Annotated in this window: 13 protein-coding genes and 1 pseudogene; 9 read left to right on the plus strand and 5 right to left on the minus strand. The window is 49.2% G+C overall.

The window, feature by feature from the left end:
- Window positions 1–42: 42 nt before the first annotated feature.
- A complete protein-coding gene (locus B8880_RS06750) occupies window positions 43–357 on the minus strand; it encodes a cell division protein ZapA (RefSeq protein ID WP_084256855.1) in 315 nt (104 codons plus the stop codon).
- 153 nt (window positions 358–510) lie between these two features.
- On the opposite strand from B8880_RS06750, the gene B8880_RS06755 reads away from it, so the two are divergent.
- From B8880_RS06755 to B8880_RS06780, 6 genes and pseudogenes are all read left to right on the plus strand, one after another.
- A complete protein-coding gene (locus B8880_RS06755) occupies window positions 511–1,062 on the plus strand; it encodes a YecA/YgfB family protein (protein WP_084256856.1) in 552 nt (183 codons plus the stop codon).
- 15 nt (window positions 1,063–1,077) lie between these two features.
- Window positions 1,078–2,406 carry a Xaa-Pro aminopeptidase gene (pepP, locus tag B8880_RS06760; protein WP_084256857.1) on the plus strand — a complete coding sequence of 443 codons (1,329 nt, stop codon included), beginning with the start codon at window positions 1,078–1,080 and terminating at the stop codon, window positions 2,404–2,406.
- A gap of 17 nt (window positions 2,407–2,423) precedes the next feature.
- Window positions 2,424–3,620: a 2-octaprenyl-6-methoxyphenyl hydroxylase gene (ubiH, locus tag B8880_RS06765; RefSeq protein WP_084256858.1), complete on the plus strand. Its 1,197-nt coding sequence runs from the start codon at window positions 2,424–2,426 to the stop codon at window positions 3,618–3,620.
- Window positions 3,621–3,634: 14 nt separating this feature from the next.
- Window positions 3,635–4,864, plus strand: coding sequence for an FAD-dependent monooxygenase (locus tag B8880_RS06770; RefSeq protein ID WP_084256859.1), 1,230 nt, complete (start codon window positions 3,635–3,637; stop codon window positions 4,862–4,864).
- 11 nt (window positions 4,865–4,875) lie between these two features.
- A pseudogene (locus B8880_RS06775) lies at window positions 4,876–5,118 on the plus strand (DUF4160 domain-containing protein).
- Window positions 5,102–5,350 (plus strand): DUF2442 domain-containing protein, encoded by a 249-nt coding sequence (locus B8880_RS06780; protein WP_084256860.1) that lies wholly within the window; start codon window positions 5,102–5,104, stop codon window positions 5,348–5,350. Before B8880_RS06775 ends, B8880_RS06780 begins: the two are co-directional and overlap by 17 nt.
- Before the next feature lie 99 nt (window positions 5,351–5,449).
- On the opposite strand, the gene B8880_RS06785 is transcribed toward B8880_RS06780, so the two are convergent.
- The 4 genes from B8880_RS06785 to asd all read right to left on the minus strand — a co-directional run bounded on the left by B8880_RS06785 (window position 5,450) and on the right by asd (window position 10,405).
- Window positions 5,450–6,778, minus strand: a complete 1,329-nt coding sequence (locus B8880_RS06785; RefSeq protein WP_084256861.1) for an anaerobic C4-dicarboxylate transporter — start codon at window positions 6,776–6,778, stop codon at window positions 5,450–5,452.
- Between the two features lie 291 nt (window positions 6,779–7,069).
- A complete protein-coding gene (locus B8880_RS06790) occupies window positions 7,070–8,479 on the minus strand; it encodes a lyase family protein (RefSeq protein WP_084256862.1) in 1,410 nt (469 codons plus the stop codon).
- Between the two features lie 335 nt (window positions 8,480–8,814).
- On the minus strand, window positions 8,815–9,447 hold the full coding sequence (bamJ, locus tag B8880_RS06795; protein WP_084256863.1) for a BamJ family beta-barrel-assembly machinery protein: 633 nt from the start codon (window positions 9,445–9,447) through the stop codon (window positions 8,815–8,817).
- Window positions 9,448–9,481: 34 nt separating this feature from the next.
- Window positions 9,482–10,405, minus strand: a complete 924-nt coding sequence (asd, locus tag B8880_RS06800; protein ID WP_084256864.1) for an archaetidylserine decarboxylase — start codon at window positions 10,403–10,405, stop codon at window positions 9,482–9,484.
- 172 nt (window positions 10,406–10,577) lie between these two features.
- On the opposite strand from asd, the gene yceD reads away from it, so the two are divergent.
- Genes yceD through plsX form a run of 3 tightly spaced genes read left to right on the plus strand, consistent with a single transcriptional unit; the run spans window position 10,578 to window position 12,358 of the window.
- Window positions 10,578–11,099: a 23S rRNA accumulation protein YceD gene (gene yceD / locus B8880_RS06805; RefSeq protein ID WP_084256865.1), complete on the plus strand. Its 522-nt coding sequence runs from the start codon at window positions 10,578–10,580 to the stop codon at window positions 11,097–11,099.
- 16 nt (window positions 11,100–11,115) lie between these two features.
- Window positions 11,116–11,286 (plus strand): 50S ribosomal protein L32, encoded by a 171-nt coding sequence (gene rpmF, locus B8880_RS06810; RefSeq protein WP_084256866.1) that lies wholly within the window; start codon window positions 11,116–11,118, stop codon window positions 11,284–11,286.
- Window positions 11,287–11,320: 34 nt separating this feature from the next.
- Complete coding sequence (gene plsX / locus B8880_RS06815; protein WP_084256867.1) at window positions 11,321–12,358, plus strand: phosphate acyltransferase PlsX; 1,038 nt, start codon at window positions 11,321–11,323, stop codon at window positions 12,356–12,358.
- Window positions 12,359–12,405 lie beyond the last annotated feature (47 nt).

Here is a 12,405-nt window from a genome sequence, read left to right on the forward strand (position 1 = left end):
GTGTTACAACGTGATAATGTGCTCACTCGCACATTTTTACGACTATCTGCCTAAAATTTGCATATCGCTGCCGATTTCCGCCAGCGCATTGCTTAAAGAAGTATCAAGCTGTTGAATTCGTGTCATCAGCGTGTCCTGCTGCGAGCTTTTTTGCTTTTCCTGCTGCAACTCAAACGTCAAATTCAGTGCCACAATCGACAAAATCCGATCCAATTGCAAAATACCGGTGCGCTCCTTCAGTTCACCGACCCGCTCTTCCAACTGAGAAGCGGCGGCTCGCAAGGCATCTTGCTGTTCTTCCGGACAATTTAATCGTAAAACCTGACCAAAAATATGTAATTCGATATTTTTAGACATCTGCTGACCCCGTGACTTGCTGATAACACATTTTATAAAAAAGTAGCGATTATTATGCCATAGTCTGTGATTTTCACCATAGACAAAAATTGTTTTCTTGGTCGTCATTCGCTTTGAATGCTAAAATAAGCGCAACTTATCAGGGAAACGACTATGACAAAAAACCTAGACTACCAACAATTCAACCAATTACTTCAATCTCACCAAATCGGCATGAATGCCGCCGAGCTGCACGGCTTTCTCAGCGGACTGCTGTGCGGCGGTTTACAGAACGACAACTGGAAAAGCCTGACTTATCAATTCACTAACGACGGCCATGCCTATCCAAGCGCATTAATCCCGAGTCTGGAACAGTTGCACCAAAGCATTAATGCCGAATTGTCCGACGAAGGCGATTTCGCTTTCGAACTTTGGTTAGATGAAAAAACACTGTTCAGCCGTGCCGATTCGCTGTCGGAATGGGTTAGCCACTTTTTGCTCGGCCTTGCACTGGCAAAACCCTATTTGGATCAGGAAGGCGAAGAAGTGAAGGAAGCGCTCGGCGATCTGAATGACATCGCCAACTTAGGCTACGATGAAAGCGACGATCAGGAAGAACTGGACGTTGCCTTGACCGAAATCAGCGAATATGTGCGTGCGATTGCCATGTTTTTCTATTCCGAATTTCATTCGAAAAGCGAAACGCCATCGAAAACCCTACACTAAAACGGCGCTATCACTATGGATTTAACCTATTTAGCCGCGCTGCCCAGCAGCGAATTTCAACAACGGCGCCAACGCCTGCTGGCGCAGCTGGCGGACAACAGCGCACTGATCGTGTTCTCTGCGCAGGAGAAACAACGCAACGCCGACAGCCACTACCCGTTCCGCCAAGACAGCTATTTTTGGTATTTAACCGGTTTTAACGAACCGGATTCGGCGCTGTTGCTGTTAAAACACGACGGCGAAAGCCAAAGTGCGGTTTTTCTGCGTCCGTCCGATCCGCTGCTGGAAACCTGGAACGGTCGCCGTTTGGGCGTTGACAATGCGCCGACGGCTTTAAATGTGGATCAGGCCTATTCGATTGAGCAAATCGGCAGCGAACTGCCCCGTTTATTAAGCGGCTCGACCGCACTTTATCACGCCGACGATCTGCAACGCTGGGGCGATCAAATCGTGCGTGACAGTTTGCGTTATGCGCGCGAACATCAGCGGCAAGGCTTGAATGCGCCGCCGCAACTGAACGACTGGCGACCCTTGTTGGACGAAATGCGGCTGTTCAAATCGGAATATGAAGTGGCGCTGTTGCAGCAAGCCGGACAAATCTCCGCCCTCGCCCATTTGCGCGCCATGCAGCAAGCACGGCCCAACCGTTACGAATACGAATTGGAAAGCGAAATGCTGCACGAATTCAACCGCCACGGCGCACGTTTTGCCGCTTACAACAGCATTGTCGCCGGCGGTGAAAACGCCTGCATTTTGCACTACACCGAAAATGATCAACTGCTGAAAGACGGCGAATTGGTGCTGATCGATGCCGGCTGCGAATTTGCGATGTATGCCGGTGATATCACCCGCACTTTTCCGGTCAACGGACAATTCAGTCCGGCGCAAAGAGCGGTTTATGAGGTGGTATTGAAAGCGCAAAAACGCGCAATCGAGCTGTTGGTGCCGGGCGCGAGCATTTATCAAGTCAATCGGGAAGTGCTGAAAATTAAAGTCACCGGTTTGATCGAATTGGGCATTTTGCACGGCGAGGTCGAACAGCTGATTGCCGACAAAGCCTATCTGCCGTTTTATATGCACGGCTTGGGGCATTGGCTCGGCTTGGACGTGCATGATGTCGGACATTACGGCGAAAACCGCGACCGCACTTTAGCGGTCGGCATGGTGCTGACGGTGGAACCGGGGCTGTATTTAAGCCGTAACAGCGAAATTCCTGCGCCATATCAAGGCATCGGCGTGCGGATTGAGGATAATATCCTGATTACCGAATACGGCAACAAAGTGCTGACCAGCGCCGCGCCGAAAGAGATTGACGAAATCGAAATCATTATGCAGAAGAAATAACCCGAAGGATCGCGGCAATGGAAAAACAGTATGATCTGGTCATCATCGGCGGCGCAATGAGCGGCTGCTGTCTGGCGTTGGCGATTGCCCAACAACTGCCGCAATGCAAAATTGCCGTGATCGAACAAAAAGCAGCGCAACACCACCGAAAGAGCGGTTTTGATGCGCGCAGTATCGCGCTGGCGCAAGGTTCCTGCCAAAAGCTGCACCGAATCGCCTTTAACGCCGAACAGAGCCTGTGGCAAAAAATCGCGCCGTCGGCGGAAACAATCCGTCACATTCACGTCAGCGATCAAGGCCATTCCGGCATTGTTGAACTATCAGCGCAAGCCTTGAATTTAAGCCGCTTGGGCGTGGTGGTCGAACTGGCGACGATGGGTAAAATCCTGCTTGAAGCGATTGCGCAACAGCCGAATATTGATTACTTGGCGCCGATGAGTGTCAGCGAATTACAGCGCAGCGACAACAGCGTGCAACTGCAACTCAGCGATCACTCGCGCTTGCAAACCGCACTTTTGGTCTGCGCCGACGGCAACCACTCCAGCATTGCGCAACAATGCGGCATTCGCTATCAAACCCTGAACGATTATCAACAAAGTGCGGTGATCGCCAATGTGAAAAGTGCGGTGGCGCACAACGGACAAGCCTTTGAACGCTTCACTGCGCAAGGCCCGCTGGCGCTGTTGCCGCTCAGTGACAATCTGCTGTCGCTGGTGTGGTGCGTCAAGGATCCGGCGGCACTGTTGGCGTTGGACGAAACGCATTTTTTAGCACAACTGCAACGGCAGTTCGGCTGGCGTTTGGGCAAATTCGAACAGGTCGGCAAGCGGATTGCCTATCCGCTCAAGCTGCAACAAGCCGACCGCCCGATTCACCACCGCCTTGCCTTAGTCGGCAACGCCGCGCAAACCCTGCACCCGATTGCCGGACAGGGCTTTAATTTAGGCTTGCGTGATGTGGTTTGTTTGGCAAATATTGTGGTCGACGCAGCGCGTCAACGGCAAGATCTCGGCTCAAGTGCGGTCTTGCAACGCTATCAGCAGCAGCGCCAAGCGGATCGCACACGCATGATTGAGTTGACCGACAGCCTGCTGAACACCTTTGCCAATGATCTGCTACCGTTGCAAATCGCACGCAACGCCGGCTTATTGGCGCTTTCCGCTTTCGCACCGCTGCGACAACAGTTTATTAAACCGACTTTGGGTTGGCTATAACGGGTAGGTAGAACATGAAAAATGTGGATTTAATCATTATCGGCGGCGGTATGGTCGGCTTGGCACTCGCCGCCGCCTTGCAGCACAGCACCTGCCAAATCGCGATTGTCGAAGCCTATCCGCCTGACGAAACCGACTTATCGCAGGTCGGCAATCGGGTCAGTGCGCTCAATCTTGCCAGCCAAAAAATGCTGCACCAGTTCGGTGTCTGGCAGACGTTAAAACAGGGGCGCTGCTGTGATTACCAACACATGGAGGTATGGGAAAAAGACAGCTTCGCCAAAATCGGATTTGCCGCCGCACCGTTAGGCTTGGATCAACTCGGTTATATCATCGAAAACCAGCTGATCCGTTACCAATTGTGGCAAAAAGTCGCACAGCAGCCGAATGTCACCATCATCAATGCCAAGCCGAAAAGTCTGGTCTGCAATCAGCAATGCGCGTTGCTGACGTTAGCAGACGGATCGCTGTTAATGGCGAAATTGCTGGTCGGCGCCGACGGCGCGAATTCGTGGGTGCGGCAACAGGCAGATATTCCACTCAATTTTCGTGATTACGGACATCACGCCTTAGTTTGCAATGTGGAAACGGTTGAACCGCACTTACACACTGCCCGTCAAATTTTCAGCCACGATTCGATTTTGGCTTTTCTCCCGCTGCACCAACCGCACTTGTGTTCGATTGTTTGGTCGCAGCCGCCCGAATCAGCAGAGAAACATCTGAAAATGGACGAGCATGAATTTAATAAAGCGCTGAACATCGCTTTTGATAACCGTTTGGGCTTATGCAAGGTCGTCGGTAAACGCCAAGCCATTCCTCTCACCGCCCGTTATGCACGGGATTTTGTCAAAAATCGGCTTGCGCTAATCGGCGACGCGGCGCACACCATTCACCCGTTAGCCGGTTTGGGCGTAAATCTCGGCTTTATGGACGCCATGGCATTGGCGCAAGAGATCGAGAAAAATTTACAACAACATACCGACATCGGCGAACTGCGCCACCTCCGCCACTACGAACGCTGGCGCAAAAGCGAAGCAAGCAAAATGTTAATCGCCATGCAAGGCTTTAAATCGCTGTTTAACGATGCCAATCCGCTGAAAAAACTGCTGCGCGGTATCGGCATGAACCTGACCGACAACCTGCCGCTGGTAAAAGACCAACTGATGGCGCAAGCATTAGGCTTGCAAGGCGATCTGCCGCAAAAAATTAAACAAATGCCGAATGATGAACTGATTTTTAGTTGAAGGAATATCGAATGCCTGTCATATTACGCTTTAAAGGATATAAATTTTTCTTTTACTCTAATGAAGGAAATCCAAGAGAACCTGCGCATATTCATGTCAGGAGTGCGGAATAAGAGGCTAAATTTTGGTTAGAGCCACAAATATTATTGGCTCAAAATGATGGGTTTAGTGCAAAAGAATTGAAAGAATTATCCCAATTTATTCACGAACACTCGATCGTATTAATGGAGGCATGGAATGACTATTTCTGCTAAAAATATCAAATTTGATGATGACACTATGTGGGTTGAATTGAGTGATGCCAGAACAATTGGCGTACCTTTAGTATGGTTTCCTAAATTACTGAATGCGGATAAATCGGAGCTTAAAAACTATGAACTTAGCAAACGTGGCATTCACTGGGAGCAACTTAATGAAGATATTTCAGTTGAAGGACTGCTTGCCGGACGTGGGGATTTAACCCATAACTACCACCATGTTGCCTAAACCAATTTTGTCTACTATGCCGTTATCTTCACCATCTAAAAAGTGCGGTTTTCCTCTCCGGAAAACCGCCTGTGTATTAAATCAAAACTAAATTTGAAGTTAGATAATCGCGTAAGCCAAGGTGTAACCGACGAAACACGCGGTAACTACGCCGATAATACCCGGCACCATAAAGCTGTGGTTGAAGTAATATTTCCCGATTTTGGTCGTACCGGTCACGTCGAAGTTGACGGTGGCGATATCCGACGGGTAGTTCGGGATAAAGAAGTAACCGTAGGTTGCGGGCAGCAAACCGATTAACAGCGGCGCAGGCAAGCCGATTGCCAAACCGACCGGCAACATCATTCGACCGGTTGCCGCTTGGCTGTTGATCACCACCGAAACCGCAAACAAGGCAAAGGCAAACGTCCACGGATAAGATTCCACCATTTCGGTGACGCCGGCTTTAAACGACGGCATCGCATATTGGAAGTAAGTATCACTCATCCACGCAATCCCGAAGATCGCAATCATCGCCACCATACCGGATTTAAACACCACGCCGTTCGGCACGGTTTGCGGATTGGTTTTGGTTGCAAGCAAAATAATCCCGCCGAATGCCAGCATCATCATCTGAATGATAATCCCCATGGAAATCGCTTTGCCTTCGCCAATGGTTCTGACTTCAGGGAAAATTGCGATGACCACAATGATTGCCAATGCCAAGATAAACAGCAAGACGGCATTGCGTGCCGAACTTGGCAGGGCTTCGTTCAGCGTGGTGCTGGTGGTGTTGGCAATCCGCTCTTTCCAAATCGGATCTTGCAGGCGGCGTTGATATTCCGGATCGTCTTTCAGCTCTTTGCCGCGGCGCAAGCTGTACAGCGATAACGCCAGCACACCGGCAAGGGTTGCCGGAATCGTCACCGCAACAATGCTGATCAAGGTCACATGTCCGTAACCCGGCAGCTCAATGATTTGCGTTAAATAGTAAACCACCGCCGCAGAAATCGGACTACCGGTGATCCCCAATTGGGAAGCCACCGAAGCCGCCGCCATCGGGCGCTCCGGACGGATACCGTTTTTCAAGGCAACGTCACCGATAATCGGCATGATGGTGTAAACCGCATGGCCTGTTCCCAACATCAGGGTCATGGTATAAGTGACCAGCGGCCCTAAAATCGTCACCATTTTCGGATTACGGCGTAAAATACGCTCGGCGATTTGCAGCATATATTTCAAACCGCCAGCCGCTTCCAAAATCGAGGCGCAGGTAACAACCGCAATAATAATCAGCATCACGTCAATCGGCGGCGAAGACGGCGGCATACGGAAAACAAAGACTTCGATCAACAGTCCGATACCGGAAACCACCCCTAAACCGACACCGCCGAAACGGCTGCCGATATACAACATAATTAAGAGAAACAGAAACTCTAAGTACAGCATATTAATTCCTTGTATGAAATAAATCGAAAAACGTAGTTATGATACGAAATTTATATCGGTAAACAAGTGTAAAATACGCAAGAATTGATTTATCTCACTATTAATGGGTAGCGCCTACATTTTGGTTGCATCAATGTGTAATAAACGCAACATTTATATAACTTTTCTCTATTTTCAGGCATAAAAAACGCAACGGCAGTCCACGCACGGCAACGCCGCGCGTGGTTAGATACGGTTCAACGGTTTTGCTCTTGTTTAAACACCTGCCGGCATAACGTTACGGCAAAAACGCTAGCGTTCAACCAGATCATTAAACATCTCCGTCAAACGTTCATCGGATTTTTTAAGATTGTCCTGCGTTTGGTATAACCAAGATTCATGTTGCTGCAGATCAGCCGTCACTTTCGCCAAAATCCGCTGCACTTCCGCCGGATTGGTGCCGCCTAACGCCAAATGGCTGTTAATCATATTGGCAGGTTCGAGCGAGCTGAAAAACTCGGTTTGTGATAACGGAAACGCAACTTTGCTTGGCAGGTTTTTTGCAATCACTTCGTCAAACAGGCTCACCGCCGTTTCGAAAGGCAACTGCTGCGGAGTTAATTTATGCAATTTGCCATATTTGCTCAATCTGGAAGCAAATTCATGGGCGATGTTAAACGGAATCGCCGCTTTACGTTGCAGCAAATTCGCCAGCTCGGTTGTGGTGGAGTAATCGGCGTTGACTTGTTGCAATGCGGCTTCTTTGTCCACCTGCAAACCGTCCAGCACCAGATTTACCGATTTTAACATCAAGCAGGCGCGCTCCAATGTGTCCGGCACGTCCAAGTTTTTATAATCGGTCAAACCGGAATTGACGTTATGCGCGGAAATGCTTGCCCTGAACGCATCGCCGCTCACTTGGCTGGCAAGCAGACGGGCTTTGTCCAATGACGACGGATTGCGTTTTTGCGGCATCAAGGTGCTCGGACTGTTCAATGAATCCTGTTCAAGCAATAACCATGGGCGGGTGTGGTGGAATTGAATATGCAGATCCTGAATCAGCGTGCCGATCGACAGTGCCAACAGCGAGGCGATATAAGCGCCCTCAACCCCGACATCAATCAAGGACAGCTGCGCAGCGTCAAACGCATTTTCGACATAGCCCTCGAAACCTAAGAAGTCCGCCAACGCCGCGCGATTAATCGGGAAGCTGGAGGTTGCCAGCGCCGCTGCGCCGAGCGGACATTTATTCAATCGGACGAAATACGCCGACAGCCGGTTGCCGGAACGTGCCAACGTGGCTTCGTAGCCTAAAAAGAGGTGTCCTAACGTGACGGGTTGCGCTTGTACGCCGTATGTGTAGGACGGCACAATCGTATCAAGATGATCACCGGCAATGTTGAGTAAGCGTTTTCGCGTTTCCAATGATAAATAGTATAAGTAGAAAACGCGATCACGGATTAATAAGCGCTGCAAAGTTGCCTGAATATCCTGCCAGCTGCGCCCGACATGGGTCATCGAGCCTTCCGAGCCGGTTAATTCCAGTAACATCGGCTGCACGTCATAATAATCATGCGGGCGGTGCGAACCGGCGGAGAGTTGTTGCAGCGCTGCCGCCACTTTTTGCGCCACTGCTTTGGTGACGATCCCTTCTTGAAAGGTCATCAAAGTCGACGCTTTCTCAATCTGATTAATCCAATAAAAAGAATCATGATTAAACATAGTTGGTACGCCTTATTTTTTTCCACTTTGTGAATAATAAAAACGGGCAATACAACAAAATTCGTTAAATTAGGATAAAAACAAAATAAATATTCGCTAAAACGATGATATACCTTTGTCGGAAAAACACCAACAATAACAGGGATAAATCAACAAGATTTTAAACCGCCGGACTTACGGAAAGCGGCTACCGCACTTTGCAATCTCACGCTCGACATGGAAAATAACGGGTTTTTAGGCAATAAAAAACGGAAGAACCGTTTCTTCCGTTAATTAATTTATGAAAACCTAGGGCGTCCTGACAATGCGTTTATCAGGAAGCCCTAAAGTGCGGTTTACAGAATGTCCAATAATTCCACTTCAAAAATCAAGGTGCTGAACGGTGGAATCGAAGCGCCGGCGCCACGTTCGCCGTAAGCGAGGTTGTGCGGAATGGTCAAGCGCCATTTTGAACCAACCGGCATCATGGATAACGCTTCAACCCAGCCGCTGATAACGCCGCTGACCGGAAACTCCGCCGGTTGTCCGCGCTGTACCGAGCTGTCGAATACTGTGCCGTCAATCAGGCTGCCGGTGTAATGCACCCGCACTTTGTCTTGGCGGCTTGGTACGGCACCGTTGCCTTCGACCAACACTTCATATTGCAACCCGCTTTCGGTCTCTTTTACGCCGGCGGCTTTTTTGTTTTCCGCTAAGAAGTCTTTACCTGCCTGTTCGATTTCTTGGAATTGCGCCTGTTGCAGTTCCGCCGCTTGTTGCTGCATTTGTTGCAGCGCTTCGCTGACCTGCTGCAATTCAATCGCCGGGGCGTTTTGTTGAATCGCATCGTAAATGCCTTTTGCCACCGCTGCCACGTCAACATTTAACTGGCTTTGCAATAGCTGCTGCCCCATTTGTAAACCGATGCCGTAGCTGCCGTGTTGTTCGGTGGTGTCTAATTTTACGTCTGCAAAAAATTGTGCGCTCATAAATGCGTTGTCCTTAATAATAGAAAGAATAAACCTAAACAGATGAATCTTGCGTAACGGGCGAACGGCTCATCGCCTCGCCCATTTTGACCGCACTTCCGGCGGTCAAAGCCGGTAAGAAATCGATTTTATCCGCTTGGAATAAATTGATGACCGTTGAGCCCAAGCGGAAAGCACCCATTTCTTCACCTTTTTTCAATACCACCGCCGAATGCCCCTCGCTCAGGTATTCCCAACTCTGGATTTTGCCTTTGCGCGGCGGATTAATCACCCCTGCCCAAACGGTACTGATACTGGCGGTGATAGTCGCCCCGACCAAAATCTGCACCATCGCCCCGAACGGGGTGTCGAAATAGCAGATCACCCGTTCGTTGCGCGCAAACAGATTGGGAATATGCTGCGCCAAAAACGGGTTGACCGAAAACAGATCGCCCGGCACATACACCATTTTGCGCAGCGTACCGTCGCACGGCATATGCACCCGATGATAATCACGCGGTGATAAATAGGTGGTGATGAATTTTCCGTTTTCAATGGGGTGATGGTCAAATAACGCCAGCAGCTCGCTGTCATGCGCTAATAAATCCGCCAAACTGAAGTAATGCCCTTTGGCTTGAAAGAGTTGTCCGTTGCTGATCGCGCCTAACTCGCTAATCTGCCCGTCCGCCGGAAAGCAAACCGCACTTTGGTCGGCGTCAATCGGGCGCGCATCCGCTTTCAACGGGCGGATAAAAAATTCGTTGAACGAAGCGTAGTGTTTGGCTTCGCTTTTTTGCGCTTCCTGTAGATTGATTTTATATTTGGCACTAAACGCCTTGATCACCAAATGGGTCACGCTCCCCCACTGTTTTTCGGCAAACCAGCCCGCCAAGCGGGTCAGGGCAAGTTGCGGCACTAAATATTGAAACGCCACTTTCAAATGTTGCCAATATCGGTTTTGTGAAACGTTGGTTGTCATATTTTGAACCTTTTCTCGATGGTATAATCAACAAGCGGAAGAGTATAACAAGTTTAGCCATCAAGCTAAAGCCGTCAAAATCGGCAAAGTGCGGTGCGACGCACAAAAAACTTGGCAAAAATGCATAATTCCTTTTGACTATTTTGGTCTGTACAGTTAATATGCGCACCCTATGCAAAAGGTTAAACTTCCCCTGACTGTCGATCCGGTCAAAGACGCGCAACGCCGTTTGGATTATGTAGGCTACTACTCGCCGAACCAACTCGAACGTCTGCAATCGTCGGTCAGTCGTGTGCTGAACGAAGCACAAGTTACATTGTCGTTTTCGATAGATCCGCAACGGTTAGTCGTGATGAAAGGTCACGCCAAAGTCGATGTGGAGCTGATTTGTCAACGTTGCGATAAGCCTTTTACTGTGACATTGGAGTGCAGTTTTTGCTATAGTCCGGTGTCCGACATGGATCAAGCAGATCTGTTGCCTGAAATTTACGAGCCGATTGAGTTTAACGAATTCGGCGAAATAGATTTGAGAGACGTGGTGGAAGATGAGTTAATGCTGACACTGCCGCTGGCGCCGATGCACGATCCTGAACACTGTGAAGTGTCCGTGGCTGAACAGGTTTTTGGCGAATTGCCTGCGGAAGCAGAAAAACCAAACCCGTTCGCTGTATTAGCTAATTTAAAGCGAAAATAATTTAGGAGTATAGCCAATGGCTGTTCAACAAAATAAAAAATCTCGTTCACGTCGTGATATGCGTCGTTCACATGATGCTTTGACTACCGCTGCGGTTTCCGTAGATAAAGAAAGCGGCGAAACCCATTTGCGTCACCATGTAACCGCTGACGGTTACTACCGTGGCCGTAAAGTTATCAACAAGTAATTTTTTATTACTGTTGACTCTTTAAGGTAAGCAATTGAGTCGTCTAACCCTGGCGTTAGATGTGATGGGCGGGGACTTTGGTCCCCGTATTACTATCCCGGCAAGCCTGCAAGCGTTGGAACAAGATCCAATGCTGGATATCCTTTTGTTTGGCGACAGCCAACTTATCTCGCCTTATCTCGCAAATCTTTCCCACCGCCTGCGACAGCGGATCAGCGTGTGTCACTGCGAACGCGTAATTAAAAACGAACAAGGGCTTTCCCACGCATTACGCCGCAGCAAAGGCAGCTCCATGCGCCTTGCGATTGAAGCGGTGCGCGACAAACGCGCGCAAGCCTGTATCAGCGGCGGCGATACCGCCGTATTGATGGGGCTGGCGAAAGTCTTGTTGCAACCGTTGCCCGGTATTCAGCGGCCGGCACTGGTTTCCAATATCCCGACGATAGACGGCAAACAAAGCATTATGTTGGATTTGGGGGCGAATATTGACTGTTCTGCTGAAACCTTACTGCAATTTGCCCAAATGGGGGCTATTTTTGCGGAAAACTGCTTTGATCTGGTCTATCCACGTGTTGCACTGCTGAATATCGGGATCGAGGAGTTGAAAGGCTTGAAAAATATCCGTGATGCGGCGGAGCTGATTCAACGGCAAACCCAGTTGAATTATATCGGCTATATCGAGGGCAACTATCTCTTGAACGGACATGCCGATGTTATCGTTTGCGACGGTTTCGCCGGAAATATCGCCTTGAAAACATTGGAAGGTACGGCAAAGAATCTGTTCACTTTATTGAAAAACAGTGGCAACGACCGTCCGTCATGGGGAAAAACCGCACTTAAGAAAATACTGCTGCCCTGCGCCAAATATCTGTTGAAAAAATATTTCAAGCAGTTCAGCCAGTTTAATCCGGATAAATACAACGGCGCTTCCCTGCTGGGACTGACATCGGTTGTGGTCAAAAGCCACGGCAGCGCCAATCAGGCAGCTTTTCTTTATGCGATTCAACAAGCTGCATGGCAAGTGCGGTCTGAGATTCCGAATAAAATTTCGAGCGGTTTAGAAAAAAAATAATTTACCGTGAAGCCGTTATTTATTGATAATTCACAATACGAGATGAT

The organism is Pasteurella testudinis DSM 23072 (assembly GCF_900176075.1).
In the GTDB taxonomy this organism is placed as follows: domain Bacteria; phylum Pseudomonadota; class Gammaproteobacteria; order Enterobacterales; family Pasteurellaceae; genus Chelonobacter; species Chelonobacter testudinis.